At 73.6% G+C, this 26,380-nt stretch carries 23 protein-coding genes; 17 read left to right on the forward strand and 6 right to left on the reverse strand.

From position 1 onward, the window contains the following. Positions 1-191: 191 nt before the first annotated feature. Together KBZ10_RS10945 and KBZ10_RS10950 are read right to left on the reverse strand one after the other, a co-directional pair. Complete coding sequence (locus KBZ10_RS10945; protein ID WP_210987335.1) at positions 192-737, reverse strand: MarR family winged helix-turn-helix transcriptional regulator; 546 nt, start codon at positions 735-737, stop codon at positions 192-194. Then, positions 734-2,089: an MFS transporter gene (locus KBZ10_RS10950; protein ID WP_210987336.1), complete on the reverse strand. Its 1,356-nt coding sequence runs from the start codon at positions 2,087-2,089 to the stop codon at positions 734-736. Before KBZ10_RS10950 ends, KBZ10_RS10945 begins: the two co-directional genes overlap by 4 nt. A gap of 350 nt (positions 2,090-2,439) precedes the next feature. Between KBZ10_RS10950 and KBZ10_RS10955 the strand changes: the two genes are divergently transcribed. Genes KBZ10_RS10955 through hpaD form a run of 6 tightly spaced genes read left to right on the forward strand, consistent with a single transcriptional unit; the run spans position 2,440 to position 9,369 of the window. Then, positions 2,440-2,967: a flavin reductase family protein gene (locus tag KBZ10_RS10955; protein WP_210987337.1), complete on the forward strand. Its 528-nt coding sequence runs from the start codon at positions 2,440-2,442 to the stop codon at positions 2,965-2,967. A 59-nt stretch (positions 2,968-3,026) separates the two neighbouring features. Beyond that, complete coding sequence (gene hpaB, locus KBZ10_RS10960; RefSeq protein ID WP_210987338.1) at positions 3,027-4,478, forward strand: 4-hydroxyphenylacetate 3-monooxygenase, oxygenase component; 1,452 nt, start codon at positions 3,027-3,029, stop codon at positions 4,476-4,478. A 13-nt stretch (positions 4,479-4,491) separates the two neighbouring features. Next, entirely contained in the window at positions 4,492-5,940 is a 1,449-nt protein-coding gene (locus KBZ10_RS10965) for a fumarylacetoacetate hydrolase family protein (RefSeq protein WP_210987339.1), read from the forward strand. After that, on the forward strand, positions 5,937-6,872 hold the full coding sequence (dapA, locus tag KBZ10_RS10970) for a 4-hydroxy-tetrahydrodipicolinate synthase (RefSeq protein WP_210987340.1): 936 nt from the start codon (positions 5,937-5,939) through the stop codon (positions 6,870-6,872). Before KBZ10_RS10965 ends, dapA begins: the two co-directional genes overlap by 4 nt. Then, a complete protein-coding gene (gene hpaE / locus KBZ10_RS10975) occupies positions 6,869-8,359 on the forward strand; it encodes a 5-carboxymethyl-2-hydroxymuconate semialdehyde dehydrogenase (RefSeq protein ID WP_210987341.1) in 1,491 nt (496 codons plus the stop codon). Before dapA ends, hpaE begins: the two co-directional genes overlap by 4 nt. Next, positions 8,356-9,369: a 3,4-dihydroxyphenylacetate 2,3-dioxygenase gene (gene hpaD / locus KBZ10_RS10980; protein WP_210987342.1), complete on the forward strand. Its 1,014-nt coding sequence runs from the start codon at positions 8,356-8,358 to the stop codon at positions 9,367-9,369. Before hpaE ends, hpaD begins: the two co-directional genes overlap by 4 nt. Before the next feature lie 183 nt (positions 9,370-9,552). Here hpaD and paaK read toward each other — a convergent pair whose 3' ends face one another. Beyond that, entirely contained in the window at positions 9,553-10,926 is a 1,374-nt protein-coding gene (gene paaK, locus KBZ10_RS10985; RefSeq protein WP_210987343.1) for a phenylacetate--CoA ligase PaaK, read from the reverse strand. A gap of 475 nt (positions 10,927-11,401) precedes the next feature. Between paaK and KBZ10_RS10990 the strand changes: the two genes are divergently transcribed. The 4 genes from KBZ10_RS10990 to KBZ10_RS11005 all read left to right on the forward strand — a co-directional run bounded on the left by KBZ10_RS10990 (position 11,402) and on the right by KBZ10_RS11005 (position 15,131). Then, positions 11,402-11,869 (forward strand): Hsp20/alpha crystallin family protein, encoded by a 468-nt coding sequence (locus KBZ10_RS10990; RefSeq protein WP_307847335.1) that lies wholly within the window; start codon positions 11,402-11,404, stop codon positions 11,867-11,869. Between the two features lie 215 nt (positions 11,870-12,084). After that, positions 12,085-12,225, forward strand: coding sequence for a hypothetical protein (locus tag KBZ10_RS10995; RefSeq protein ID WP_210987344.1), 141 nt, complete (start codon positions 12,085-12,087; stop codon positions 12,223-12,225). 151 nt (positions 12,226-12,376) lie between these two features. Continuing rightward, positions 12,377-12,823 carry a fluoroacetyl-CoA thioesterase gene (gene flK, locus KBZ10_RS11000; protein ID WP_210987345.1) on the forward strand — a complete coding sequence of 149 codons (447 nt, stop codon included), beginning with the start codon at positions 12,377-12,379 and terminating at the stop codon, positions 12,821-12,823. A gap of 679 nt (positions 12,824-13,502) precedes the next feature. Beyond that, on the forward strand, positions 13,503-15,131 hold the full coding sequence (locus KBZ10_RS11005) for an alkaline phosphatase (RefSeq protein WP_210987346.1): 1,629 nt from the start codon (positions 13,503-13,505) through the stop codon (positions 15,129-15,131). Positions 15,132-15,254: 123 nt separating this feature from the next. Here the strand turns inward: KBZ10_RS11005 and KBZ10_RS11010 are convergent, their stop codons facing one another. Next, entirely contained in the window at positions 15,255-16,229 is a 975-nt protein-coding gene (locus tag KBZ10_RS11010; protein WP_210987396.1) for a Gfo/Idh/MocA family protein, read from the reverse strand. Between the two features lie 84 nt (positions 16,230-16,313). Here KBZ10_RS11010 and KBZ10_RS11015 point away from each other — a divergent pair, with 84 nt between their 5' ends. The 4 genes from KBZ10_RS11015 to KBZ10_RS11030 all read left to right on the forward strand — a co-directional run bounded on the left by KBZ10_RS11015 (position 16,314) and on the right by KBZ10_RS11030 (position 20,559). Beyond that, positions 16,314-17,702 (forward strand): multidrug effflux MFS transporter, encoded by a 1,389-nt coding sequence (locus KBZ10_RS11015; RefSeq protein WP_210987347.1) that lies wholly within the window; start codon positions 16,314-16,316, stop codon positions 17,700-17,702. A 133-nt stretch (positions 17,703-17,835) separates the two neighbouring features. Beyond that, a complete protein-coding gene (locus tag KBZ10_RS11020; RefSeq protein WP_210987348.1) occupies positions 17,836-18,957 on the forward strand; it encodes a small ribosomal subunit Rsm22 family protein in 1,122 nt (373 codons plus the stop codon). Between the two features lie 35 nt (positions 18,958-18,992). Then, positions 18,993-19,595, forward strand: coding sequence for a TetR/AcrR family transcriptional regulator (locus KBZ10_RS11025; RefSeq protein WP_210987349.1), 603 nt, complete (start codon positions 18,993-18,995; stop codon positions 19,593-19,595). A 223-nt stretch (positions 19,596-19,818) separates the two neighbouring features. Next, entirely contained in the window at positions 19,819-20,559 is a 741-nt protein-coding gene (locus KBZ10_RS11030; protein WP_210987350.1) for a bifunctional DNA primase/polymerase, read from the forward strand. Positions 20,560-20,580: 21 nt separating this feature from the next. On the opposite strand, the gene KBZ10_RS11035 is transcribed toward KBZ10_RS11030, so the two are convergent. Further along, a complete protein-coding gene (locus tag KBZ10_RS11035) occupies positions 20,581-21,555 on the reverse strand; it encodes a hypothetical protein (protein WP_210987351.1) in 975 nt (324 codons plus the stop codon). 313 nt (positions 21,556-21,868) lie between these two features. On the opposite strand from KBZ10_RS11035, the gene KBZ10_RS11040 reads away from it, so the two are divergent. After that, positions 21,869-22,606, forward strand: coding sequence for a CDP-alcohol phosphatidyltransferase family protein (locus KBZ10_RS11040; protein ID WP_247702136.1), 738 nt, complete (start codon positions 21,869-21,871; stop codon positions 22,604-22,606). Here KBZ10_RS11040 and KBZ10_RS11045 read toward each other — a convergent pair. Beyond that, positions 22,560-23,030 carry an adenylyltransferase/cytidyltransferase family protein gene (locus KBZ10_RS11045; protein ID WP_210987353.1) on the reverse strand — a complete coding sequence of 157 codons (471 nt, stop codon included), beginning with the start codon at positions 23,028-23,030 and terminating at the stop codon, positions 22,560-22,562. The two genes, KBZ10_RS11040 and KBZ10_RS11045, sit on opposite strands and share 47 nt — an antisense overlap. Positions 23,031-23,203: 173 nt before the next feature. Here KBZ10_RS11045 and KBZ10_RS11050 point away from each other — a divergent pair, with 173 nt between their 5' ends. Both KBZ10_RS11050 and KBZ10_RS11055 read left to right on the forward strand, forming a co-directional pair. Next, entirely contained in the window at positions 23,204-24,466 is a 1,263-nt protein-coding gene (locus KBZ10_RS11050; RefSeq protein WP_210987354.1) for a glycosyltransferase, read from the forward strand. After that, positions 24,466-26,256 carry a lipopolysaccharide biosynthesis protein gene (locus tag KBZ10_RS11055; protein ID WP_210987355.1) on the forward strand — a complete coding sequence of 597 codons (1,791 nt, stop codon included), beginning with the start codon at positions 24,466-24,468 and terminating at the stop codon, positions 26,254-26,256. The genes KBZ10_RS11050 and KBZ10_RS11055 overlap by 1 nt, the downstream gene beginning before the upstream one ends. Positions 26,257-26,380: the final 124 nt, after the last annotated feature.

Consider the following 26,380-nt stretch of genomic DNA (forward strand, 5'->3'; position numbering starts at 1 on the left):
CAGTCCGTCGTGTGGCCATGCAAACCAGTGCGGCCCCGGCCTGTCAAGAGCTGTGGGGGCGGGGACGAGCCGCCCCGCGCGCCGCCGGCCGGCCGCGGCGGGGACGCGGCGGGCCGGCCGGACGGCGGCGGGCCAGGGCCGGGGGCCGGGGGCCGGGCGGGCCGGTCGCGGGCCGGGTGGCCCGTGCCGGCTCAGCTCCGGTGGCGGACACCGAAGCGGACGGAGCCCGCGGTCATCTTCTGCAGCAGGGTGATCAGGGTTTCCCGCTCGTCCTTGCTGAGGGTGCCCGCCCACTCCTGTTCCCGCTCGTTGTGGGCGCGGAAAGCCTCGGTGATGGAGGCCCGGCCCCGTTCGGTCAGGCTGAGGTGGACCGCGCGGCCGTCGTGCGGGGAGCGCTCCTTCACCACGAGTCCGTCCCGGCTGAGGGTGGCCACCAGGGCGGAGACCGCCGCGCGGCTCATCCCGGACAGCTCCGCGACCTGCTTCGCTTCCACCGGGCCGGTGAGCCAGATGACGAAGAGGACGCGAAAGCCGGGCCAGGACCAGCCGCGCGGCCGGTGCACCGTGGACTCCAGGTCGTAGACCAGCATGCTCGCCGCGCGGTGGAGCGTGAGCACCAGCCGCATGGCCTGCGGGTCGATCTCCGGGAGTTCCCGCGCGGTGCGCGCGATCGCGTGGTCGACGAACGACCAGAAGTGCAGCTGTTCGCTGTCGCTGTCGGAGGGGTCCCGGGTCACCCCTGCAGTGTAGGCACCTGTTCGGGGCCGGCCTGAGGGGCCGGTCCGTGGTCCCGCGGCCGCCGCGTCAGCACGAGCACGCAGACCAGGCTGAAGGAGGCGATGAGCACCAGGTAGAGGGTGATGGGCCAGCTCTGGTTGTTGATGCCGTAGAGGGCGGTGGCGACGGTGGGGGCGATGCCGCCGCCGAGGATCGCGCCGAGCTGGTAGCCCAGCGAGCTGCCGCTGTAGCGGAGCTTGGCCGGGAAGAGCTCGGAGAAGAGGGCGGCCTGCGGCCCGTAGGTGGAGCCGAGCATGACGGCCATCAGCAGGAAGGCGAGCAGGAGGACGGGGACGGAGGCGCTGTCCAGCAGGGGGAAGAACACCGCGGCGGCGGCGACCAGTCCGACGGAGCCCGAGACGAACACCCGGCGGCGGCCCACCCGGTCCGAGAGGATCGCGGATCCCGCGATGGCGACCAGCCAGGTCGCGGCGCCGACGAGGATGACGACGAGCATGGTGTTGCGGCTCAGCCCGAGGACCTTGGTGCCGTACGCGAGGGTGTAGGCCATGAAGATGTAGCCGATGGCGTTGTTGGCGATGAACGTTCCGCCCGCGAGCAGCACGTCACGCCACTGGTTGCGCAGCACCTCGACGATCGGGAGCCGGGCCGGGCGCTCGTCCGCCTTCTCCTGCTTCTCCTGCTTCACCGCGGCGAACTCCGGGCTCTCCTCGATCCCGACCCGGATCACCAGGCCGACCACGATGAGGAGCGCGCTGGCCAGGAACGGGATGCGCCAGCCCCATTCGGTGAAGGCGGCGGTACCGAGGCCCTGCGAGACGCTCAGGAAGACGAGGTTGGCCAGGATGAGGCCGCCGGGCACGCCCATCTGCGGGAAGCTGCCGTAGAAGCCGCGGCGGCCGGCGGGCGCGTGCTCCACTGCCATGAGGACGGCTCCGCCCCATTCGCCGCCCACGCCGAGCCCCTGCACGAAGCGCAGCGTCACCAGCAGAACGGGCGCCCAGACGCCGATGGTGTCGTAGGTGGGCAGCAGGCCGATGCCGGTGGTGGCCAGGCCCATCACGGTGAGCGAGAGCACCAGCATCGACTTGCGGCCGATGCGGTCCCCGAAGTGCCCCATGACGATGCCGCCCAGCGGGCGGGCGGCGAAGCCGACGGAGTAGGTGGCGAAGGAGGCGAGGGTTCCCGCGGCGGGCGAGAACTGCGGGAAGAACTGCGGGCCGAAGACCAGGGCCGCGGCCATGCCGTAGATGAAGTAGTCGTACCACTCGACGGCGGTGCCGACGAAGCTGCCGAGAAGCACGCGCCGAGCGCTCGTTCTCGCAGGTGGGGACGTGTTGGTGCGGGTCATGAGGGGGTCTCCCGGAGCAGAGGTCGTACATCGGGGAAGCGAGCCGTCCGCCCACGGATCGACCAGCGGTACAGGGGCCCCGCCCGGGCTCTGCCTGCCGCGAGGTCACAAGCTAAGTGAGCCGCGCCACGCTGACAAGACTTCGGGTCCAGTCGTGACCAGGGGGTTCCCAAGGCCGGGCCCGGCGAGGTACCGTCCCGGCTTAATCAAAGCTTTGATTAGTTCTGCGGTGGCTCTCCTCTGCGGTGACCGCAGGACGCGGCTCTCCCGGCCCGCCCGCCGGGAGAGCCGTCCCCACCCCTTTCCCCACCGCCCGATCACCCCGCTCACCAGGCAGGTGACTTCCCGCCATGCCCGCTGCACCCCTCCCTGCCCCGCCCCGCCCGGCCGGGCCGGACCCCGGCGCCCTGCGCGCCTGTATGTCCCGCTTTCCCACCGGCGTCACCGTGGTCACCTTCGGTGACGACGACGGCGCACCCCGCGGCGCCACCATGAACTCCTTCACCTCGGTGTCCGCGGACCCGCCGCTGGTCCTGGTCAGCGTGGCCCGCGGGGCCCGCTGCCACCGGCTGCTGCCCGGCCGCCCCTTCTGCGTCAACATCCTCGGCGCGGAGCAGGAACCGCTGGCCCGGCTGTTCGCCGGAGCCGGCGAAGGGACCGAGCCGCACTGGGCGGCCGGGGCGCGGATTCCCCGGCTCGCCAATCCGCTCGCCTGGGTGGCGTGCGAGCCCTGGCGCACCTACGAGGGCGGGGACCACACCCTCGTCCTCGGCCGCGTCACCGACCTCGGCCACCGCGACGGCGACGCCCTGACCTACGCCTGGAGCCGCTTCGGCACCGCGGCGGAAGCCACCGAGGGCGTCGAACACCTCATCTGAGCCCGCCCATCCCGATCAACCCACCCCCCCGTTCTCCCTCCCTCGTAAGGAAGACCAGCATGGCCGCACGTACCGGCAAAGAGTTCCTCGACCGGCTCTCCCGGTCCCGCCCCACGGTGCACATCCAGGGCGAGACGCTCACCGGCTCCGTCCAGGACCACCCCGCCTTCCGCAACGTGGTGCGCAGCTACGCGGAGCTGTACGACCTCCAGCACGCCCCCGAGCACAAGGACGTGCTCACCTATCCCTCGCCCACCACCGGGGAGCCGGTCGCCACGTCCTTCCTCACCCCCCGGACCCCCGAGGACCTGGCCCGCCGGCGCGGGGCCTTCAAGGTCTGGGCCGACCACAGCCTGGGCATGCTGGGCCGCACCGGCGACTACCTCAACAGCTCGCTGATGGCCCTCGCCTCCGCCGCGGACTGGTTCGGCCAGGCCGACCCGGCCTTCGGCGAGAACATCCGCCGCTACTACGAGAAGGTCCGCGAAGAGGACCTGCTGTGCACCCACACCCTGATACCGCCGCAGGCCAACCGCGCCGTGGCCGGCACCGGGCAGGGCGGCGGGCGGCTGGCGGCCCGGATCGTCCGCGAGGACGACAACGGCGTGGTGGTCCGCGGCGCCCGGATGCTCGCCACCATCGCCCCGTTCGCCGACGAGATGCTGGTCTTCCCGTCCACCGTGCTGCGCGGCACCCCCGAGGACAAGCCGTACTCCTACGCGTTCGCCATCCCCAACGACACCAAGGGCCTGCGGTACATCGCCCGGGAGCCGCTGGACCACGACCGGCCGCGCCACGACCACCCGCTCGGCTCCCGCTTCGAGGAGAGCGACGCCGTGGTGATCTTCGACGACGTCCACGTCCCCTACGAGCGCTGCTTCGTCCTCGGCGAACCGGAGCTGTGCAACGGCTTCTACGCGCAGACCTCCTCCGTGGTGCACATGGCCCACCAGGTGGTCACCCGCACCACCGCCAAGACCGAGTACATCCTCGGCCTGGTGTCGCTGCTCACCGAGGCCATCGGCATCGAGCAGTTCCAGCACGTCCAGCAGGACGTCGCCGAGGTCATCACCACCCTGGAGACCCTGCGCGCCTTCCTCCGCGCGGCCGAGGCCGACGCCGAGGTCAACGAGTACGGGGTGCTCACCCCCGCCTTCGCCCCGCTCAACGCGGCCCGCAACCTCTACCCCAAGCTCTATCAGCGCTTCCCGGAGATCCTGCGGAAGCTCGGCGCCTCCGGCCTGATGGCCACCCCGACCGAGGCCGATGTGACCGGCCCGGCCGCCGCCGACATCGAGGCGTACCTGCAGTCGGCCACCCTCAGCGGTGCGGACCGCGTGAAGCTGTTCCGGCTGGTGTGGGACACCTGCATCTCCGCGTTCTCCGGCCGCCAGGCGCTGTACGAGTACTACTTCTTCGGCGACCCGGTGCGGATGGCCGGCGCCTACGTCCAGAGCTACGACCGCGAACCGTACAAGGCCCGGGTCCGGGCCTTCCTCGACCGCGCCTGAACGGGTGGACGCCATGCCGCACCCGCTCGGGACCACCCCGTCGAAAATCATCGCCGTCCACGTCAACTACCCCAGCCGCGCGAGGGAGCGCGGCAGCACCCCGGCAGCCCCCTCGTACTTCCTCAAGCCCCCTTCGTCCCTCGCCGGCACCGGGGAGGCGATCGTCCGTCCGCGCGGCTGTGAACTCCTCTCCTTCGAGGGCGAGATCGCCCTGGTCATCGGCGAGCGGGCGCACCGCGTCCGCCCCGGGGACGGCTGGCGCCACGTCCGCTGGGTGACCGCCGCCAACGACGCCGGCGTGTACGACCTGCGCCACGCCGACCGCGGCTCGAACCTGCGCTCCAAAGGCGCGGACGGATTCACCCCCATCGGCCCGCGCCTGCTGGAGGCGCGCGAGCTCGACCCGGCCCGGCTGCGGCTGCGCACCTGGGTGAACGGCGAACTCGCGCAGGACGACACCAGCGACACCCTGCTGTTCCCGTTCGCGGAACTCGTCGCCGACCTGTCCCGGCTGGTCACCCTGGAGCCGGGGGACGTCATCCTCACCGGCACCCCGGCCGGGGCCTCGGTGGCGTCACCCGGTGACGTGGTGGAGGTCGAGGTCACGGCGGAGGGCCGCAGCACGGGACGGCTGCGCAACCCGGTCACCGAGGCCGGTCACGACCTGGAGCCCTGGGGCGCCATGCCGCGCACCGGACCGGGCGAGCGCGCCGCCGCGCTGGGTCCGGGACACCCGCCCGAACCGGTGCTCGACCCGGTTCTCGCGGAGGGGCTGCGGTCGGTGGCCGTCGCCACCCTCAGCGCTCAGCTGCGCCGGCGCGGCCTGCCCCATATGAGCCTGGACGGGCTGCGGCCCACCCGGCCCGGGGACACCATGGCCGGCGTCGCCCACACCCTGCGCTACCTGCCGCTGCGCGAAGACCTGTTCGAGCGCTATGGCATGGGCATGAACGCGCAGAAGCGCGCGGTGGAGGAGCTCCGCCCCGGCCACGTCCTGGTGATGGACGCGCGCCGCGACACCACCGCCGGAACCCTCGGCGACATCCTGGCGCTGCGCGCCCTGCGGCGCGGAGCGGCCGGCGTGGTCACCGACGGCGGGCTGCGCGACTCCGCCGCCGTGGCCGGACTGCCGCTGCCCGTCTACCACGGCGGCGCACATCCGTCCGTCCTCGGCCGCCGCCACGTCCCCTGGGACACCGGGGTGCCGGTCGCCTGCGGCGGGGCCCTGGTGCAGCCGGGGGACCTGCTGGTCGGCGACGCCGACGGCGTGGTGGTCGTGCCCCCCGACCTGGCCGGGGAACTCGTCGCCGACTGCCGGGAGCAGGAGTCGCAGGAACGGTTCATCACCGAGCAGGTCCAGGCCGGCCACGGCATCGACGGCCTCTACCCGCTCGGCCCCGCCTGGCGCGCCCGGTACGAGCAGTGGCGCGAGCAGCACACCCCAGAAGGAGACCGCAGATGAAGTTCCGCAGCGACCCCGGGCGCATCCGCGGGTCCATCGCCCCCGTCGTCACTCCCTTCGCCGAGGACGGCTCCGTCGACCACGCCTCCCTGCGCTCCCTGATCCGCTTCCAGCTCGAGTCCGGATCGCACGGCATCTCCCTGGGCGGCTCCACCGGAGAGCCCGCGGCGCAGACCGCCGCCGAGCGGATCGCGGCCATGCGCACCGCAGCCGGGGAGATCGCCGACCGGGTGCCGTTCCTGCCCGGCACCGGCTCGCACAAGCTCGACGAGACCCTGGAGATCACGGAGGCCGCGCGGGCCCTGGGCGCGGACGCCGCCCTCGTCATCACCCCCTACTACGCGCGGCCCACTCAGGAAGGGCTCTACCAGTGGTACGCCGCCGTGGCCCGGGAGTTCCCCGACCTGCCGCTGGTGATCTACAACGTGCCCTCGCGCACCGCCGTGGACATCGCGCCGGAGACCGTGCGGCGGCTCTTCGGCGACTTCGAGAACATCGTCGGGATCAAGGAGACCACCAAGGACTTCGAGCACTTCTCCCGCGTCCTGCACCTCTGCGGCCGCTCGCTGCTCGTCTGGTCCGGCATCGAACTGCTGTGCCTTCCCCTGCTGGCGCTCGGCGGCGCCGGATTCGTCAGCGCGGTCGCCAACCTCGCCCCCGGCGCGGTGGCCCGGATGTACGAACTGTGGGAGGAGGGCGCGTTCGACGCCGCCCGCGACCTGCACTACCGGCTGCACCCCCTGGTCGACCTGCTCTTCACCGAGACCAACCCGGCCCCGGCCAAGTGGGTGCTCCACCAGCAGGGCCGCATCGCCTCCCCCCGGGTCCGCCCGCCGCTGGCACCGCTCACCCCGGCCGGGACGGCCCGTATCCGCACCCTGCTCGCCGAGGGCGGCGATCTCACCCGGCAACTCCGAGAGGCCACACCATGACCGAGCACACCCCGGCCGGACTGCCGGACACCATCCTCCACTGGATCGGCGGCGCCGCCGTCCCCAGCCGGGACGGCCGCACCTTCGACGTGGCCGACCCCGTCTCCAACACCCCCTACGCGCAAGCCGCCGCCGGCGGCCCCGCCGACGTCGACCGGGCCGTGGCCGCCGCGCACGCGGCCTTCCCCGGCTGGTCGGAGCTCACCGGCCGGGAACGGGCGCGCGTCCTCTACCGGATCGCCGACGCGGTCGAGGAGCGCCACGAGCAGCTCGCCCGCTTCGAGTCGTACGACACGGGGCTGCCGATCACCCAGGCGCGGGGGCAGGCCCGGCGGGCCGCGGAGAACTTCCGCTACTTCGCCGACGTCGCCGCCGCCCTCGGCGAGGAGGCGTTCCGCCAGGGGAACGAGCAGTTCAGTTATGTGGTGCGCACCGCCGCCGGCGTGGCCGGGCTGATCACCCCGTGGAACACCCCCTTCATGCTGGAGAGCTGGAAGCTCGCCCCGGCCCTGGCCGCCGGCTGCACCGTCGTCCTCAAGCCGGCCGAGTGGACACCGCTGTCGGCGAGCCTGTGGCCGGAGATCCTCACCGCGGCCGGCCTGCCGGACGGTGCCGTCAACATCGTGCACGGCATCGGGGAGGAGGCCGGGCAGGAGCTGGTCGACCACCCCGCGGTGCCGCTGCTCTCCTTCACCGGCTCCACCACCACCGGCCGGCACATCGCGGCCTGCTCCGCCCGCCACCTCAAGACCCTGTCGATGGAACTGGGCGGCAAGTCCCCGGTCGTCGTCTTCGCCGACGCCGATCTCGACGCGGCCCTCGACTCCGTCGTCTTCGGCGTCTTCTCGCTCAACGGCGAGCGCTGCACGGCCGGATCCCGGGTCCTGGTGGAGCGCTCGTGCTACGCCGAGTTCACCCGCCGCCTGGCCGAACGGGCCGAGCGGGTGCGGGTCGGGCCGCCCGCCGACCCCGCCACCGAGGTCGGCGCCCTGGTCCACCCGGAGCACTACGCCCGGGTGCTCGGCTACGTGGACCTCGGCACGGAGGAGGCGCGCCTGGTCGCGGGCGGTACCCGCCCCGCACACCTGGACGCGGGCAACTACCTCCAGCCGACCGTCTTCGCCGACACTCCGCGGGACTCCCGGATCTTCCAGGAGGAGATCTTCGGCCCCGTCGTCGCCGTAGCGCCGTTCGACGACGAGGCCGAGGCCGTGGAGCTCGCCAACGCCACCGAGTACGGCCTGGCCGCCTACGTCTGGACCTCCGACCTCAAGCGCGGCCACCGGATCGCGCACGCCGTCGAGTCCGGCATGGTCTGGATCAACTCCCACAACGTGCGCGACCTGCGCACCCCCTTCGGCGGCGTCAAGGCGTCCGGCCTCGGCCGCGAGGGCGGAGCCCACAGCATCGACTTCTACACCGAGTACAAGACCGTGCACGTCGCCCTGGGCGAGGTGCGCACTCCGCGCTTCGGAGGCACCGCATGACCACCGCACCTCCCGACGCTCCCGACGTCGTCCGCTCCGCCTACGCCCAGCTGGCCGTCACCGACCTGGCCCGGTCCCGCTGGTTCTGGGTGGACATGCTCGGCCTGCACGTCCAGTACGAGGACGAGGACACCCTGTATCTGCGGGGCACCGACGAACTCACCCACCACAGCCTGGTGCTGCGCCGCGGGGACACCGCCGCGCTCGACCACATCGCCTACCGGGTGCGCGCTCCGCGGGACCTGGACCGGGCCGAGGCGTTCTTCTCCGCGCTGGGGTGCCCGGTGCGCCGCGTCCCGGCCGGCGCGGGGGCCCGGGGCATCGGCGACGCCGTCCGCGTCGTCGACCCGCTGGGCTTCCCCGTCGAGTTCTTCCATCACACCGAGCGCGCCGAGCGCCTCATCCAGCGCTACGACCTGCGGCGCGGCGCCGAGGTGGCCCGCCTGGACCACTTCAACCTCTGCACCCCGGACATTCCGGCCGCCTACCGGCACTACCGCTCGCTGGGCTTCGGCTGCTCGGAGACCATCGAGGGCGACGGCGAGCACGAGATGTACGCGGCCTGGATGTACCGCAAGCAGACCGTGCACGACGTGGCCTTCACCGGCGGCGCGGGCCCCCGCCTGCACCACCTCGGGGTCGCCACCCACGAATCCCATCAGGTGCTGCGGACCGCCGACCTCTTCGGCGCGCTCCGCAAGGAGCACCACATCGAGCGCGGCCCCGGCCGGCACGGCGTCTCCAACGCCTTCTACCTGTATCTGCGCGACCCCGACGGCCACCGGGTGGAGATCTACACCTCCGACTACTACACCGGCGACCCGGACCACGAGACGTACCGCTGGAGCGTGCGGGACGACCGGCGCCGCGACTTCTGGGGCAGCGCGGTCATCGAGTCCTGGTACAAGGAGGCCTCCCCGGTCCTGGACCTGGACGGGAGGCCGCGGCCCGTCTCGGACTCCCTGCTCGACGAGTCCGCCGTGCGGATCGGCGCCGACGGGCTGGGCTGAGCCCCGTACCGCCCCCGGGCCCGGCCCACGGCCCGGGCCCGGGGGCGCAGACCGGCCCCGTGCTCCTCCCCCGGGGAGCACGGGGCCGCGGCGTGCCCGCACGGCCGCCGGGCGGTTCGCGGCCGTGCGGCGCCCGCACGGTCGCGAAGGGCGGTTCGCGGCCGTGCGGGGGACCATCGGCTGTCAGCTCCGGCGCAGGTCCTTGACGCGCCGCAGCTTGCCCACCGAGCGCTCCAGGCTCTCCGGTTCGACGATCTCCACGTCGACGGTGACGCCCACCCCGTCCTTCACCGTCCGGGTGATCGATCCGGCGGCCGCCTCGCGCAGCTCGGGACCCGTGCCGGGGCGGGCTTCGACGCGGACGGTCATGTGGTCCATGCGGCCGCGGCGGGTCAGCTCGACCTGGAAGTGCGGAGCGACACCGGGGGTGCGGAGCACGATCTCCTCGATCTGGCTGGGGAAGAGGTTGACCCCGCGCAGAATGATCATGTCGTCGCTGCGGCCGGTGATCTTCTCGATGCGGCGGAAGGCGGGCCGGGCGGTGCCGGGCAGCAGCCGGGTCAGGTCGCGGGTGCGGTAGCGGATGACCGGCAGCGCCTCCTTGGTGAGGGAGGTGAAGACCAGCTCGCCCTCCTCGCCCTCGGGCAGCACGTCACCGGTGAACGGGTCCACCACCTCGGGGTAGAAGTGGTCCTCCCAGACGTGCAGCCCGTCCTTGGTCTCCGCGCACTCCTGGGCCACCCCCGGGCCGATCACCTCGGAGAGGCCGTAGATGTCCACCGCGTTGATGTCCGCCCGCTCCTCGATCTCGCGGCGCATCTCCTCCGTCCACGGCTCGGCACCGAAGATGCCCACCTTCAGCGAACTGGTGCGCGGATCGATGCCCTGCTTCTCGAACTCGTCGAGCAGGGTCAGCATGTAGGACGGCGTCACCATGATGATCTCGGGCCGCAGGTCCTGGATGAGCTGCACTTGGCGCGCCGTCATGCCGCCGGAGGCGGGGATCACCGTGCACCCGGCGCGCTCGGCGCCGTAGTGCGCGCCGAGACCGCCGGTGAACAGGCCGTAGCCGTAGGAGATGTGCACTCTGTGGCCGGGGCGGCCGCCGGCGGCCCGGATGGACCTGGCCACCACGTCCGCCCACACGGACAGGTCGTTCTCCGTGTAGCCGACGATGGTGGGACGGCCGGTGGTGCCGCTGGAGGCGTGGACGCGCCGCACGTCCGCCATCGGCACGGCGAACATGCCGAAGGGGTAGGTGTCCCGCAGGTCGGCCTTCGTGGTGAAGGGGAACCGGGACAGGTCGCCGAGCGTCCGGCAGTCGTCGGGCGTGACCCCGGCCTCGTCGAACTTCCTCCGGTACGGCTCGACGTGGTCGTAGGCGTGCCGCAGCGTCGCCCGCAGCCGTTCGAGCTGCAGGTCCGCGAGCTGTTCACGGGTGAGGCGCTCACCGTCGTCCAGCAGGTCGCGGGGGACCGGTTCCCCCAGCCGGGCGGGGCGGCTGCCCGGGTCCGCGGGGGACGGGCCGGGGGCCGCCGTGGTGTCTTCGCTGCTCATCGCGACTCCTGCGTCGTCGTAGTCCGGCAGCCCGGTGCCGGGACTCCGTGGTACCTCGTCCGCGGGGCGCACCGCCTCGGCAGCGCCGCAGCGGCGGCGGCCTGTCCGGCCCCGCCACCATCACCCCGCACGCCCGACCGAACATTCGGTAAGCCTGGGACGGGGACCAAGTAATCCAGTGGCGCCGCCGCCTGTCAAGGGTCGAGGCGCTGCCGGAGCCTTTCCGGTACCCGGGCTTCTCCGCACGTCAGCGGCGCCCCGGCAGCGCTCCGCCGCCTCCGGCGGCCGGGCCGCCGCCGTCCGGTTCCGCCCGGGGAGCCCGGGGGGCCAGGGGGGTCGGGGTGCCCCGGGGGCCGGGGTGAGGGCTCGAGTGGGATTGAATGTGTAGATAGAGGGCTACTCGGCAACTATCGGACACCTGGAGGTCGTGGGGCCTCCGGGCGGCCGGTGCCACAGGGTTGTCTCAGGAGAGGTGATGATCGGAATGACGCTTCCCGTCCGCCGTCGCACGGCCGCACCGAGCTGGCAGCCGTTCCGCGAGTTCGAGGATCTGTACGACCGGATGGGCCGGCTGCTCCGCGGCGGGTTCCCCCCGGCCGGCGAACTCGCCGAGACCGGCATGTGGTCGCCCCTGGCCGACATCGAGGAGAGTGACGACACCTACACGATGGATCTGGAGCTCCCCGGTGTCGGCAAGGACCAGATCACGATCGAGGCCATGGAATCGCAGCTGGTCGTCCACGGTGAGGTCGAGGAGAAGGAGCGCAAGGGGGTGCTCCGGCAGCGGAGCCGCCGGTATGGGCGGTTCGACTACCGCTGGAGCCTGCCGGCGGACGCCGATACGGACAACATCACCGCCGAGCTGGCCGACGGCGTGCTCAGCGTGCGTATTCCGAAGACCGAGAGCGCCAGGCGGCGCCGCCGGGTGAAGATCAAGGGCTGACCGCGGAAGCGGGACTCCGTCCGGCCGGGTCCGTCCGCCGCGCCACGCGGGTGCGGCGGGCGGACCCCGCCGCGCCCGGCTGTCCCTCTCACGTTCCGCTCCCGGAACGCAGCGCGAAGTGAACGCCGATTCCGTGATGTGGACCGGTGCTGGCCTTCTTCGCCCTGTCTCCTTTGGATGGGTGGACCATTTCCGGTGCAGAGGATTCACCCGTCATGAGCCAGCATGTGCACGTCCGCCTCACCAAGGGCCTCGGCGTCTCCGAGCAGGGGGAGCTGATCGAGGAGTCCTACTGCCGGTGCGGGGCGCACTGGACCCGGCTCTTCACCGTGGAACAGGGCGAATCCGAGCAGTGACCGGGCCCCCCGGCCCCGTACGGCCGGCCCGGGGCCGCGATGGCGATGCCCGCCGGGCGCTTCCGCCCGCTTGCGCGCCGCGTCACAGTGAAGGCCCCGCCGTGCCGCGGGACCGGAAGGACGGGGCGGCCGCCCCGGCGAGGGAGGGGCAATGAGGGACGGTCTGCGCGTCGGGGACATCTTCACCCACGACTATGTCGTGCCGCCGGACAAGACGGTGCGGCATCTCTATCCGGAATCCCCTGAATTCGCCGCTTTTCCCGAGGTGTTCGCGACCGGCTTCATGGTCGGGCTCATGGAGTGGACCTGCGTGCGCGCGCTGACGCCCCACCTCGAACCCGGCGAGGGAAGCCTGGGCACGGAGATCTGCGTCACGCACACGGCGGCCACCCCGCCGGGGCTGACGGTCACGGTCACCGCCGAGCTGCTCGCCGTGGAGAAACGGCGGATCCGCTGGCGGGTCACCGCCCACGACGGGGTCGACACCATCGGTTCCGGGACCCACGAACGCGCCGTGGTGGTGCTCGACCGCTTCACGGCGAGAATGCGGGAGAAGCTCAGCCGGGGCACGGGCGCCGGGCCGGCGCCTTCCGCGTAGTCCCGGCCCCCCGGGGCCGCCCGTCCGCCGCGTCCGGGCCGGGGGAATCCGGCCGGTCCCGCGCTCCTTCCGGCCGGTCCCGCGCTCCCGCGGACCTCCGCACACGGGGTGTGAACGACACGCACGCATCTTTCCGTGCGCGCACCCTGTCTTTTGTCCGCGATGCGCGGTTCACTCGGATCACGGGTCGCCGCCCCCCGCCCAGCGGCCCGTCCCGCTCCGCCCCCGGTCGCACACCTCCTCCCTCCGCGCGACGGGGGCGGGGTCGTGCCGGGCCCGGCTTCCGGACGAGGCTTGCAGTCCTCCTGACCGCGTCCTCCCGAAGCCGTCCCCTCTGACCGCTGCTCCCCGGCCGCCCGGGCCCGGCCTCCGTCCGGCTCCCCGGCCGCCCGGGCCCGGCCTCCGCGGTTCTCCGCCCGGGCCCGGCCTCCGCGGTTCTCCGCACGCGCCCGGCCTCCGCGGTTCCGCGGCCACCGGCGCCCGGGCGCCCCGGCCGTTCGCCCGCCGGGTGCTCCACACCGGCCCCTGCGGCGCCCCCCGGTGGCGTAATGCGGCCGATCGTCCCAGTCGGGGGCGAAGCTCATCCCGCGGCCATGTAGGCGTTGTGCACACGACAACGGCCCGCCGTTCCCCGCCGCCACTGTCTTCCCGACACCAACCCACGTCAGGGGAGGGCCACATGACGTCCACGTTCCACGACCGGGAACTCCGGGCCGCCGCCGCGCACCTCGGCCGCCGCCGCTTCCTCACCGTGACCGGAGCCGCCACCGCACTCGCCTTCGCCACCAACCTGCCGGGCAGCTCCCAGGCCGCGGAGCTGGACGCCCGCCGGGCGCTCGCGGCCGATCCCTTCACGCTCGGCGTCGCCTCCGGCGATCCCCGGCCCGGCTCCGCCCTGCTGTGGACCCGGCTCGCCCCCGAGCCGTACACACCCGACGGCGGGATGCCGGAGGCCAGAGTCGAGGTCTCCTGGGAGGTGGCGCGCGACGAGCGGTTCACCCGGATCGTCCGCCGCGGCACGGCCACGGCCCACCCCGAGTACAACCACGCCCTGCACATCGAGGCGGACGGCCTCGAACCCGACCGGGTGTACTGGTACCGCTTCCGCGCCGGGGACTACATCAGCCCGGCCGGCCGCACCCGCACCGCGCCCGCCGCCGGCGCCCGGATCGCGGACCTCAAGCTCGCCGCCGTCTCCTGCCAGGCCTACCACCAGGGCTACTTCACCGCCCTCCGGCATCTCGCGGACGAGGAACTGGACGTCGTCCTCCACCTCGGCGACTACCTCTACGAGTACGCCGTGAACGCCGCGGGCGGCGCCCGCGCCTACACCGGCGGCCGCACCCTGCCGGCGCACTTCAACCGGGAGACCGTCAGCCTCGACGACTACCGGATGCGCTACGGCCTCTACAAGTCCGATCCCGACCTGATCGCCGCCCACGCCGCCCACCCCTTCGTCGTCACCTGGGACGACCACGAGACCGAGAACAACTACGCGGACGACATCCCCGAGAACGGCGTGCCGCCGGAGGAGTTCCTGATCCGCCGCGCCGCCGCCTACCGCGCGTACTGGGAGAACCTGCCGCTGCGCGCCCCCCAGCGCCCCAACGGCGCCGACATGCGGCTCTACCGGCGGCTGTCGTTCGGCACCCTGGCCCAGTTCGACATCCTCGACACCCGCCAGTACCGCTCCGACCAGGCCTACGGAGACGGCTGGAAGACCCCCGGGCCCGAGTCCGGGGACCCCTCGCGCACCATCACCGGCAGCGCCCAGGAGCGCTGGCTGCTGAACGGCTGGCGCGCCTCGCGGGCCCGCTGGAACGTCGTGCCGCAGCAGGTCACCTTCTCCCGCCGGCGCAGCAACTCCACCGACGACTACACGGTCAGCATGGACGCCTGGGACGGCTACCCCGCCTCCCGCGAACGGGTGCTGGCCGGGGCGGAGACGGCCGGGGTGGAGAACCTCGTCGTCCTCACCGGTGACGTGCACGTCGGCTACGCGTTCGACATCAAGCGGGACTTCGACCGCCCGGAGTCCCGCACGGTCGGCACCGAGTTCGTCGCCACCTCCGTCAGCAGCGGCGGCGACGGCGCGGACCGGCCGGCCAACTACCAGCGCTACCGGGACGCCAACCCGCACATGCGCTTCTACAACGGGCGGCGCGGCTACGTCACCGTCACGCTGGACGAGGAGAAGGCCCGCGCGGACTTCCGCACCCTCCCCGCGGTGACGGCCCCGGGGGCGCCGATCGGCACGGCGGCGTCCTTCGTCACCGAGGCGGGCGACCCGGGTCTCCGGGAGGTCTGACCGCCCGGCCGCGCCCCCGGCCGCGGCCCGCCCCGCCGGCTCCCGGGCGGGACGGTCCGCGACGGGCGGCGCGGGGGCGGGGGCGGGAAGCAGGCCGTGAGCTTCTCCCTCCCGCCCCCGCGTTCACCTCTCGCCGGGGTAGCGGACACCGATCCGCTCACGCACCGCGTCCAGCGTGCGCATCACGGCCAGCGTGCCGTCCAGCGGCACCAGCGGGGACTCCGTCTCGCCCGCCCGCAGGCAGCGCATCACCTCGGCCGCCTCGTGCTGCATGCCGCTGTGCTCACTCCGTACCGTGATCTCCCGCGGCTCCCGGCCCGGCCGGTACAGCACGCACTGCCGCGGATCGAAGAAGCCGCGCGGGAACTCGATCCGCCCGGCCGTCCCCGTCACGGCCGCCGTCATCGGGGTGTCCGCGGTGATCGAGCAGCTCAGCATCCCGACCGCGCCCGAGTCCCAGCCCAGCAGGATGCCGGTGTTGGCGTCCACGCCCTCCGGAGTGAGCTGCGCCCGCGCCTGGACGTCGTCCGGCTCGCCCAGCAGGAGCTGCGCGAACGCCACCGGGTAGACACCGAGATCGAGGAGCGCGCCGCCGCCCTGCGCCGGGTCGCGCATCCGGTGACCGGCGTCGAACGGGCCGGTGATGCCGAAGTCGGCGTGGACCGCCCGCACCTCGCCGATCGCGCCGTCCCGCACCAGCCGCAGCATCTCCAGCACCACGGGATTGCAGTACGTCCACATGGCCTCCATCAGGAAGCGGCCGCGCGAGCGGGCCAGCTCCACCAGTTCCGCGGCCTCGCCCGCGTTCAGCGTGAACGGCTTCTCGCAGAGCACCGCCCGGCCCGCCTCCAGGCAGAGCCCGGCCGCCGCCCGGTGCGCGGCGTGCGGCGTGGCCACGTACACCACGTCCACGCCGGCGTCCCCCGCGAGCGCGTCCCAACTCCCGTACGCCCGGGGGATGCCGAAGCGCTCGGCGAAGGCCTCGGCCGGTCCCGCGCTGCGGGAGGCCACGGCGGCGACCTCCGCGTCCGGCAGTCTCCGCACCTGCTCGGTGAAGGTGGAAGCGATACCACCCGTTGCCAGAATGCCCCACTTGATCTGATCCACGACCAACCCCACCTGCTCTCGGCCCGCTGATGCTGAGAGGATATGGGAGCGATTTCACCAGCGATGGAGAGGCTCATGCGGAAGAGCGGCCCGGCCGGCGACCGGCGCATACCCGGGCAGCGGTCCCGTTCCGCCCGCCGTGCCGGCGGCGGGCACGGTGCGGCGGCGCCCGGACAGCGGCGGGCGAGCCTGCTGGTCACCCTGATCCTCGGCGGACTGACCGCCGTCCCGCCGCTCTCCATGGACATGTACCTCCCGGCCCTGCCGGAGGTCGGCCGCTCCCTCGGCAGCTCCGCGGCGACGGTCCAGCTCACCCTCACCGCCTGCCTCACGGGCCTGGCGCTCGGCCAGCTGGTCATCGGGCCGATGAGCGACCGCTGGGGGCGCCGCCGCCCGCTGCTCATCGGCATGGTCGTCTACGTGATCGCCACCGCCCTCTGCGCGCTGGCGCCCGGCTCCGGGACGCTCATCGCCCTGCGGCTGGTGCAGGGGCTGGCCGGCTCGGCGGGCATCGTGATCTCCCGCGCCGTGGTCCGCGATCTGTACGACGGCAACGCGATGGCCCGCTTCTTCTCCACCCTGATGCTGATCGCCGGAGTCGCCCCGATCATCGCCCCCGTGGTGGGCGGGCAGGTCCTGCGGATCACCGACTGGCGCGGGGTGTTCGCCGTGCTCACCCTGATCGGTGCGGTGATCACCTTCGCCGTCTGGCGCTGGCTGGGCGAAACCCTTCCGCCGGAGGCCCGGCACGCCGCCGCCGCTCCCGGCGGCGGCACCCTCCGCACCCTGCGCGGGCTCCTCGCCGACCGGGTCTTCACGGGGTACATGCTCACCAGCAGCTTCGCCTTCGCCGCCCTCTTCGCGTACGTCGCCGCCTCGGCCTTCGTCGTCCAGGAGATCTACGGCGCCTCCCCGCAGACCTTCAGCCTCCTGTTCGGGATCAACTCCGTGGGGCTGATCGGCGTCAGCCAGATCAACGGCAAGATCCTCGTCGGACGCGTCAGCCTGGACAAGGCGCTCGCCCTCGGCCTCGCCGTGATCACGGCGGCCGCGGCCGCTCTGCTGCTCATGACGGCCGGGGCGTTCGGCGAGGTGGGGCTGGTGCCGGTGGCGTCCGCCCTGTTCGTGCTGATGTCCGCGATGGGGCTGGCGATGCCCAACACCAACGCCCAGGCGCTGATGCGGACCCGGTACGCCGCCGGTTCCGCCTCCGCGCTGCTGGGCACCAGCACCTTCCTCGCCGGAGCCGTGGCCTCGCCGCTGGTCGGCATCGCCGGCGAGGACACGGCCGTGCCCATGGCGGTCGTCCAGCTCGTGTGCTCAGTGGCGGCCGTCGCCTCCTTCCTGCTGCTCTGCCGTCCGTGGCGGCGCAAGGAGACGCCGCCGGCGACGGAGGCCGGGGCCGTACCCGACGGGCCGCGCGACCGGGAGGGAACGGGGAGCCGGGAGGGAACGGGGAGCTGAGCCACCCCGGGCCGCGGCCGTGCGGACCGGGGCCGGGCCGGACTCCGCGTCCCGGCACCGGTCGTCCGGGGACGGGGCGCCCGTCTGCCCGCCGTGGTCCCGGTGGTTCTTCCGACCGCCTAAAATCGGCCGAATGTACGCCTCCCCCTCCGGCCCGGCCGAGGCCGTCCCCGCCGGCGACGATCTGCGGGCCGGGCTCGCGCGCGTGCTCGACGGGCTGCCGCCCCGGCAGGCCGCGCGGGCCGTGGAACGGCTGATCGCCACCTACCGCGGACGCACCCCGACCGACGCCCCCGTACTGCGTGACCGGCCGGACGTCGCCGCGTACGCCGCCTACCGGATGCCCGCGACCTTCGAGGCCGTCGGCTCCGCGCTCGCCGCCTTCCGCGCGAACACCCCCGGCTGGGAGCCGGCGAGCCACACCGACGTCGGCGGCGGGACCGGTGCCGCCGTCTGGGCGGCCGAGGCGGCCTGGCCCGGCGGAGACCGCCGCACCACCGTGCTGGACTGGGCGGAGCCCGCCCTCGCCCTCGGCCGTGAGCTGGCCGGGGCCGCCGGGTCCGCCGGGCCGCGCGCGGCGGAGTGGCGGCGCGCGGCCATCGGGGACGGACTGCGGCTGCCGGAAACCGGTCTCGTCACGGTCTCGTACGTGCTGGGGGAGCTGACCGCCGCGGACCGCGCTGCCGTGGTCGGCGAGGCGGCCCGCGCGGGGCAGGTCGTGGTCCTCGTCGAACCCGGCACCCCGGAGGGCTATCTCCGGCTCCGCGCGGCCCGGGAGCAGCTCCTCTCGGCCGGGCTGCGGATCGCCGCTCCCTGCCCGCACGGTGCGGCCTGCCCGATCGAGCCGGGCCGGGACTGGTGCCACTTCGCGGCCCGGGTCGGCCGGTCCTCGCTGCACCGCCAGGTCAAGGGCGGCTCCCTGCCGTACGAGGACGAGAAGTTCGCGTATGTGGCGGCCACCCGCCTGCCCGTCCCCGAGCCGGCTCCGGACGCGGACCCGGACGCGGACCCGGACCCGGTCCGCCGCGCCGCACCGGTGGCCTCCCGCGTCGTGCGCCATCCGCAGATCCGCAAGGGGCAGGTACTGCTGGATCTGTGCACCCCGGAGGGTGACCTGCGGCGGGTGACCGTCACCAAGAGGCACGGCGCCGGCTACCGCCGGGCGCGCGACACCGCCTGGGGCGACGGCTGGCCCCCGCCGCCCGCCTTGCCCGGGGCGGACCGAGGCGACGGACAGCGAGGCGGTTCCGGGTGAAATATGCCGCCTCGCCCGACTGCTAGATTCTCGCCATGGCCGAACCCCGCAGCCCGCAGACCTCCCGGCGCAGCGAACGCTCCCGCCGCGCCATCCTCGACGCCGCTCTCGAGCTCGTCGCCGAGACCGGATTCGGCAAACTCACCATCGAGGCGATCGCGGCCCGGGCGGGCGTCGGCAAGCAGACGATCTACCGCTGGTGGCCGTCCAAGGCCGCGGTGCTGTTCGACTCCTTCCTCGCCCTCGGGGAGGGGGAGGAGGGGATCGCCCTCCCCGACACGGGTGATCTGGAGGCCGATCTCAAGCTGGTCCTGCGGGCCACGGTCGACGAGCTCAACGACCCCAAGTACGACCTGCCGAGCCGCGCGCTCGCCGCCGAGAGCCAGAACGACCCCGCGCTGGCGGCCGAGTTGACGGCCAAGGTGCTCGAACCGCAGCTGGCCGCCTACGAGGAGCGGCTGCGCAGCGCCCAGCGGGCCGGGGACATCGCGGAGGGCACGGATCTGCGCGTCGCGCTGGAACTGCTCGTCGGGCCCCTCCACCACCGCTGGATGCTGCGGACCCGTCCGCTGACCCACGCCTTCGCGGACACCGTCGTCGAGATGGTGCTGCGCGCGCTCGCTCCCCCCGCCCGGTGACGGCATGGCCGTGACCGGAGGTGCGGCAGGGGCGGGTGTGACGGACGCCCCGGCCGCGGCTGCTGTGAGCATGAAGACAGTCGCGGAACGGAATATCCGGATATGAGGGCCAAAGGCAAACCACACGGCGGGTAACTCCGAGTACCCCGGATGTGAACACCGGCCACTTCGGACCCCGGAAGGTGGCAGCATTGACCGCGCAACGGTCGAAGTGAGGGGACTGATGGAACGCGAAAAGGGGTTCTCCCAGTGGCTGCGCCGCCGTCCGCGGGGCGGGGCGCGGGGCCGTACGGCCGCCGAGGCGGCGGCCGCGGACCGTGAGGACCTGCTGCTGGCGGCCGTGGCCGCGGGCTTTCCCCTGGCCGAGGCCGCGTATCCGGAAGGCTACGGCTGCTCCTGCGACCGGATCGGCTGCCCCACGCCCGGCCGGCACCCCGTCTCCTTCGCGTGGCAGACCCAGGCGACCACCGACGCCGAGAAGATCCGCAAACTGCTGCACGACCGTCCGCGGGCCAACTTCGTCACCGCCACCGGCATCGACCACGACGTGCTGGACGTCCCGGCCGAGGCCGGGCACCAGGCCCTGGAGCGGCTGGAGGCCGAGGGGGTGGAGGTCGGCCCGGTCGCGGAGAGCGGCGACGGGGGCCCGCTCGGCCGGGTCCTCTTCTTCACGGCGACGCGCGGTACGCCCGAGGACGAGGACGAGTGGTGGCCCTGCGAACTGGACTGCCATCCCGAGACCATGGACGAGCATCCGGGCCTGCGCTGGCACTGCCGCGGCAGCTATGTGCTCGTACCGCCCGCCGCGCTGCCCGCGGAGGGCTCGGTGCGCTGGCTCCGCGGGCCGGAACGGCCGCTGCCCGATCCGCTGACGCTGCTGGAGGCGCTGACGGACGCCTGCGCCCGGTACGCGGACGGCGCCGGCGCGGGCCAGGAGGCCCCGGCCTGGCCAATGGGCCGCTGAGCGGCTCCGGCCGTCGGCCGGTCAGCCGCCGCGGGCCGCGGTCAGGCCCTCCAGGCGGTTGAGGAAGACCACCTTCCCGCCGTCCTCCTTCGCGGGGATGCTCACGGCCGCCTGCGATATCCGCACCAGGGTGAGGCTCTTCTCGGCCCTGCCGGTCAGCAGGGCGGTGGCCTTCTGGTCGTTGATCTTGTTGATGGTGAAGCCCTCGGCCATCGTCTGCTTCTGCGTGTGGTGCGCCGCGAAGAAGGCGAGCGCTCCGCCGTCCTCCGTGCGGAGGGCCACGGTCCGGTACTGCGGCGGCCGGGCGGGCTGGTCGGCGAACTGGGTCCAGTACCGGGGGGTCCTGCTCTCCTTCTTGCGGTAGGCCAGCTGGGCGGAGGTGGCGTAGCCGTCGGCGAAGAGGTCCCCCTTCCCGGAGCCGAGGTAGTCGGTGTACGTCTTGCTGATCCTCGCGGGATCCACGACCAGGCCGGAGCTCCGGCCGCCGGTCACCGGCTCGGCGTAGCCGTCCTCGTCCACCGCGAACTCCGGTACCTCGTCCCGGCCGAGGATCGACAGATACGCCGCCTTCCACGGGTCGTCGAGGGCGCCGCGGGTGAAGACGAGGAGCCAGCGGTTGTCGTCACGGTTGCTGTCGGTGTCGGCGACGAAGAACTTCGGCCAGCCGGCCTGACGGGGGATGGCGAACCGCGCGTCGGTCAGCTTGAGCGGCGGGTAGTCGGGCAGACCGTCCGGATTCTTCACCCGGCGGGCCCTGAGGTCCGCCTCTCCCATGGTGTGGAGCGCGCCGGTCTCCACGCGGGCGCCGAGGGCCGGGTCGAGTTCCCGGTTGGCCTCGTTGTAGCCGTCCGTGAACCGCTGGAGAGCCTTGGCCGCCTCGGCCTTGGTCACGGCCGGTATCACCGCGCGTTCGCCGTGCACCGTCACGCAACCCGTCAGCGTCAGCAGTGCTGTGGCCGACAGGACCGCCGTCACCTGCGGCAACCTGCGTCTCATGGGGCTCGATGCTCCTTCGGACTGCTCGATTCGGCGCAACCCTACCGGGCGCGGGGCCGGCGCAGGGGCGGGATCCGGGTCCGGTGCCCCGCGGGTCGCGGTCCGCGGACGTCCCCGTAACCGGTGGAACGTGCCGCGCCGGCGGGAGGTTCAGCCTCCGCGGCGATGTCCCGGGACGGCTCGGGCCGGCCGAGGCACCTCGTACGGGGGTGGGGGCGGGGCGCCGGCGGCGGGCGGTTGTCCGTGGTGCGTGCCATCATGCACGGTGTGTGGGTGACCGCCCACCGGGGGTGTGCTTTCGTCTGGGGGGATGATGGCCGGGACTGCGGAATCGGGGTACGCGGCGGCGCTGCGCGAGCTGCGCGGGGCGCAGAAGGCCGCGAAGGGGGTGTCGCTCTACTCCCGTTACGTCAACCGCCCGACCGGGCGGGTCCTCGCCGCGGCGGCGTACCGCGCGGGGCTGACGCCAAATCAGGTGACTCTGGTCAGCGGAGCGTTCAGCTTCGCCGGGGTGGCGGCGCTCGCCCTGGTCCGGCCCTCCTGGTGGCTGGCCGCGGCGGTCTGGGCGGCGCTGTTCGCCGGTTTCGCGCTCGACTCGGCGGACGGCCAGCTGGCCCGGCTGCGCAAGGAGAGCAGCCCGGCGGGGGAGTGGCTCGACCATGTGGTCGACGCGGGGAAGATCACCGCCCTGCACGCCGCCGTGCTGATCTCCTTCCACCGCTTCTTCGAACTGCCCGGTCCTGGCTGGCTGCTGGTGCCGCTGGGCTTTCAGTTCGCCGCCCTGCTGATCTTCACGGGCGGGCTGCTGGCCGACAAGCTCAAGCCGAAGGGCGGCGCGCCGGCCGGTGCGCCCGCTCCGCCCCCCTCGCGGCTGCGGGCGGTGGCGCTGCTGCCGGTGGACTACGGCGTCTTCTGCGCGGTCTTCCTGCTGCTCGGCAGTGAGACGGCCTTTCTCGCCGCCTATACCGCCCTGTTCGCCGTGCACGCGCTGTTCCTGGCGGCCTTCATGGCGAAGTGGTTCCGGGAGCTGGCCGCGATACGCCCGGTATGACGGGCGGCGCCAGCGCGTCGAGGGCGCGCCGCAGCTGGGTGCTGGAGGTGTGGACGGTGTACGGGAAGTAGACCACCTCCACCCCCACGGTCGCGAAATCCCGCTCCAGTTGGTCGCCCTTGGGGGTGCCGCGCCAGTCGTCACCCTTGAAGATCTTGTCGAAGCGGACCTGCTGCCAGGTCTCCAGTTTGTCCGGCACGGTCTCCACGAAGGCGGCGTCCACGAACCGGATGGAGCGGATGATCTCCAGCCGTTCCACCAGCGGGACCACGGGCACCCGGCCCTTGGCCCGTTCCGCCATCTCGTCCGAGACCACTCCCGCGATGAGATAGTCGCACCGAGAGCGTGCGTGTCTCAGGATATTGAGGTGACCCACGTGGAACAGGTCGTAGACGCCCGGTGCGTAGCCGACGGTGTGCGTCATGCGGTGGTACCCCCCTTCACGGCGCGCTCCCCAGCACGCCGCTGTCGACGATAGCCCGATGCGGGGCCCCTGCACGGTCGGATTGCGAAAGGCCAACTGCCAAGGAAGAAAGCCACGTTGCAGTAATGAACAGCTAGGGTGCTGTCATTCGACTCCGGGGGGAGGAGCGCGCCATGCCGGACAGCGGTACGGCCGCGGCGAGACGGGTCCTGCTCGTCTCCACCAACTACGCGCCAGAGCAGGCCGGAATAGGGCCGTACGCCACGCAGATCGCCGAACACTGGGCCGCCGGCGGGCGGATGGAGACCCATGTCCTCGCGGGCATCCCGCACTACCCCGCCTGGCGGGCCGATCCGGCCTACCGCGGCGTGTGGCGCCGCGAGGAGACCCGCGCCGGCGTGCGGGTGCACCGCCGCCGGCACACCGTGCCGCCGCGGCAGACCGCCGTGCGCCGGGCGCTGTACGAGGCGTCCATCCTCGCCGGGGGGCTGCTCGCGCCGCCGCGGATGGGACGGCCCGACGCCGTGGTCGCCCAGCTGCCGAGCCTCGCCGGCGGCGTCCTCGGCGCGCGGATCGCCCGCCGGCACGGCGTCCCGTACGTGCCCGTCGTCCAGGACCTCATGGGTGCCGCCGCGGCGCAGAGCGGCATCCGCGGCGGTGACCGCGCCGCCGCCGCGGCCGCCGCGGTCGAGCGCCATGTGCTGCGCCGGGCGACCCTCGTCGGCGTCATCCACGAGACGTTCACCGGCAAGGTGGCCGCCATGGGCGTGGACCCGGGCCGCATCCGCCTGGTGCCCAACTGGTCGCACGTCGCCCGCCCTTCCCGGCCCCGGGCCGAGACCCGCGCCCGGCTCGGCTGGAGCGCAGACCGGCCCGTCGTGCTCCACTCCGGCAACATGGGCCTCAAGCAGGGGCTGGAGGTGCTCGTGGACGCCGCCCGCGCGGAGCCCGGCGTCGACATCGTCCTCATGGGCGACGGCAACCAGCGGGAGCGGCTGCGGAGCCTCGGCCGGGGGCTGCCGAACCTGCGCTTCCTCCCGCCCGCCGAGGAGACCGACTTCCCCGACGTCCTCGCCGCGGCCGACGTCCTGGCCGTCACCCAGCGCGCCTCCGTCCTGGACATGAGCATCCCGTCCAAGCTCACCTCCTACTTCGCCGCCGGCCGGCCCGTGGTCGCCTCCGTCGCGGAGGAAGGCGGCACCGCCGGGGAGGTACGGCGCTCCGGGGCGGGCGTGCTCGTCCCCCCGGAGGACGCGGAGGCCCTGCTGGACGCGGTGCGGAGACTGGCCGCCGACCCCGGCGCGGCCGATGCGCTGGGCGCCCGCGGCCCCGCCTACGTCGACGCCCACCTCAGCCGCGAGGCGGGGCTGGCCCGGATCACCGGGCTCCTCGACGAGGCACTGGAAACCCACCCGAGCCCGAGGGGACCCCGCTGATGACGGTGGTACAGCCCGGCGCCCCGCAGGGGCCCGACGAGCCGGACCTGCTGCGCGACCAGTTCCGCCAACTGCTGCGCTACCGCGCGCTGATCCTGGCCGGCGTCGTCCTCGGCCTGCTCGGCGGGGCCTGGACCGCCCTCGCCGGCGGCGCCGCCTACACGGCCACCAGCGAGGTGACCGTGCGCTCGGCCAGCTTCGACCCCTTCTCGCCCGGCGGCGGCAACCCGGAGAAGGAGGTCAGCATGGGCTCCGAGCGGCAGACGGCGCTCAGCAACGCCGTCGCCGCCCGCGCCGCGAAGGAACTGGGCGACCCGGACGGCGTCGACCGGCTGCAGGACGGGCTCCAGGTCACCAATCCGCCCAACACCCTGGTGCTGCGCTTCTCCTACACCGACGGCTCCCCGCGCTCCGCCGCGACGGCCGCCAACGCCCTCACCCAGGCCTACCTGGACAACCGGCGCGACCAGACCCGGTCCGTGATCGACAACATGATCAAGGGCTATGAGGAGCAGCTCGAACCGCTGAAGAAGCAGCGCGACAAGCTCGCCGAGCAGATCGACGCACTCGGCGAGGGCCGGGCCCTCGACACGACGCTCTCCGTGCAGTCCGGCGTCATCGGCAGGATCTCCGAGCTCAACAGCAGCATCACCAAGCTGAAGGCGGTGGACACCACCCCCGGCTTCGTGGTGCGCACCGCCACCCCGCCGGCCGATCCCTCCGGGCCGGGGCTGCCGCTGCTGCTCGGTCTCGGCGGTGCCGTCGGCATCGGTATCGGCCTGGTCGCCGCCTGGGTGCGGCTGGTCTTCGACCCCACGGCCCGCTCCCAGAGCGATGTGGTCCGCGCCCTGCACGCGCCCGTGCTGGGCACCCTGCCCCGGCCGCGGCGGAAGCAGCCGCGCCGCCTGCTGGCCCAGGGCCGGGTCGCCGAGGAGTACCGTTCGATCGCCTTCCGCCTCGCCTACGACCAGGACTTCGCCGAGCGCCGGCGGCTGCTCGTCGTCGCACCGCGCGGTCCCATCGACACCGCTGCCGAGGCCGCCGTCAACCTCACCGCCTGTTTCGTGGAGATGGGCCGGGACGTCCTCCTCGTCGAGGCCGACCTGCGCACCCCGGGCCTCGCCGGCAAGCTGCGCTCCGCCGAGGGGGTACGGCCCGGCTGGGCCCGCACCCCCGCCCGGGGCGACAACGGCTGGCCCACCGGCCTGCAGATACCCATCGACGCGGGGGAGTCGGGAGCCTTCGACCTCGTGCCCGGAGGCAAGGTGCGCAACGTCGCCCGCGCCCTCACCTCCGGGCCCGCCACCCGGCTGTTCGCCGAGGCGGACGCCCCCGGGACCGTGGTCGTCGTCCTCGCACCCGCCGTGCTCTCGTACGCGGACGCCATAGCGCTCGCCGACCGCGTCGACGGTGTCCTGGTCGTCTGCGACCCGCGCGAGGTGCGGCGCGACGATCTCGCGCGGGTCCGGGAACTCGTCAGCGGTGCCGGCGGCAAGGTCCTCGGGGCACTGCTGCACTCCGAGGACTCCGCCCGGCGCGGTCGCGTACCGTCCCTCCGCCGCCGCGGGCGCGGCACCGCGCGGTCCTCCCGCCCGGCCTCGGACGCCGGCGGCGCGGGCGCCGGGCGCGACACGGCAGCGGAGCCCGGAGCGGGGACCGCCGCCGTGAGCGGGCCCGCGTCCGGCGGCCCGGACCGGCGGGTCTCCTGGCCGGCGGCCGGGGGCGGTGCCGGCGGCACGGGCGAGGAGGGCGACCGCACCGCGGACCCGGCCCCTCCCGCCCGCCGATGACGCACGGCCCATCGGGCGGCACGCCGGACCCGGACGCCGCCGCCCGGCCCGCCCGGCCCGCCGGACCCGCCGGACGACCGGGCGGCGCGGCAGCGGGAGAACGCGGTGCCGGAGAGCCCGTGGC

The sequence above is a fragment of the Streptomyces sp. F63 genome, from assembly GCF_018070345.1.
Classification (GTDB): Bacteria; Actinomycetota; Actinomycetes; order Streptomycetales; family Streptomycetaceae; genus Streptomyces.

Excerpts from the sequence above, each read along its gene's own strand:
- KBZ10_RS10950 (WP_210987336.1), bottom strand. The coding sequence starts at position 2,089 with ATGACCCGCACCAACACGTCCCCACCTGCGAGAACGAGCGCTCGGCGC.
- KBZ10_RS10955 (WP_210987337.1), top strand. The coding sequence starts at position 2,440 with ATGCCCGCTGCACCCCTCCCTGCCCCGCCCCGCCCGGCCGGGCCGGAC.
- hpaB (WP_210987338.1), top strand. The coding sequence starts at position 3,027 with ATGGCCGCACGTACCGGCAAAGAGTTCCTCGACCGGCTCTCCCGGTCC.
- KBZ10_RS10965 (WP_210987339.1), top strand. The coding sequence starts at position 4,492 with ATGCCGCACCCGCTCGGGACCACCCCGTCGAAAATCATCGCCGTCCAC.
- dapA (WP_210987340.1), top strand. The coding sequence starts at position 5,937 with ATGAAGTTCCGCAGCGACCCCGGGCGCATCCGCGGGTCCATCGCCCCC.
- hpaE (WP_210987341.1), top strand. The coding sequence starts at position 6,869 with ATGACCGAGCACACCCCGGCCGGACTGCCGGACACCATCCTCCACTGG.
- hpaD (WP_210987342.1), top strand. The coding sequence starts at position 8,356 with ATGACCACCGCACCTCCCGACGCTCCCGACGTCGTCCGCTCCGCCTAC.
- paaK (WP_210987343.1), bottom strand. The coding sequence starts at position 10,926 with ATGAGCAGCGAAGACACCACGGCGGCCCCCGGCCCGTCCCCCGCGGAC.
- KBZ10_RS10990 (WP_307847335.1), top strand. The coding sequence starts at position 11,402 with ATGATCGGAATGACGCTTCCCGTCCGCCGTCGCACGGCCGCACCGAGC.
- KBZ10_RS10995 (WP_210987344.1), top strand. The coding sequence starts at position 12,085 with ATGAGCCAGCATGTGCACGTCCGCCTCACCAAGGGCCTCGGCGTCTCC.
- flK (WP_210987345.1), top strand. The coding sequence starts at position 12,377 with ATGAGGGACGGTCTGCGCGTCGGGGACATCTTCACCCACGACTATGTC.
- KBZ10_RS11005 (WP_210987346.1), top strand. The coding sequence starts at position 13,503 with ATGACGTCCACGTTCCACGACCGGGAACTCCGGGCCGCCGCCGCGCAC.
- KBZ10_RS11015 (WP_210987347.1), top strand. The coding sequence starts at position 16,314 with ATGCGGAAGAGCGGCCCGGCCGGCGACCGGCGCATACCCGGGCAGCGG.
- KBZ10_RS11020 (WP_210987348.1), top strand. The coding sequence starts at position 17,836 with ATGTACGCCTCCCCCTCCGGCCCGGCCGAGGCCGTCCCCGCCGGCGAC.
- KBZ10_RS11025 (WP_210987349.1), top strand. The coding sequence starts at position 18,993 with ATGGCCGAACCCCGCAGCCCGCAGACCTCCCGGCGCAGCGAACGCTCC.
- KBZ10_RS11030 (WP_210987350.1), top strand. The coding sequence starts at position 19,819 with ATGGAACGCGAAAAGGGGTTCTCCCAGTGGCTGCGCCGCCGTCCGCGG.
- KBZ10_RS11035 (WP_210987351.1), bottom strand. The coding sequence starts at position 21,555 with ATGAGACGCAGGTTGCCGCAGGTGACGGCGGTCCTGTCGGCCACAGCA.
- KBZ10_RS11040 (WP_247702136.1), top strand. The coding sequence starts at position 21,869 with ATGGCCGGGACTGCGGAATCGGGGTACGCGGCGGCGCTGCGCGAGCTG.
- KBZ10_RS11045 (WP_210987353.1), bottom strand. The coding sequence starts at position 23,030 with ATGACGCACACCGTCGGCTACGCACCGGGCGTCTACGACCTGTTCCAC.
- KBZ10_RS11050 (WP_210987354.1), top strand. The coding sequence starts at position 23,204 with ATGCCGGACAGCGGTACGGCCGCGGCGAGACGGGTCCTGCTCGTCTCC.
- KBZ10_RS11055 (WP_210987355.1), top strand. The coding sequence starts at position 24,466 with ATGACGGTGGTACAGCCCGGCGCCCCGCAGGGGCCCGACGAGCCGGAC.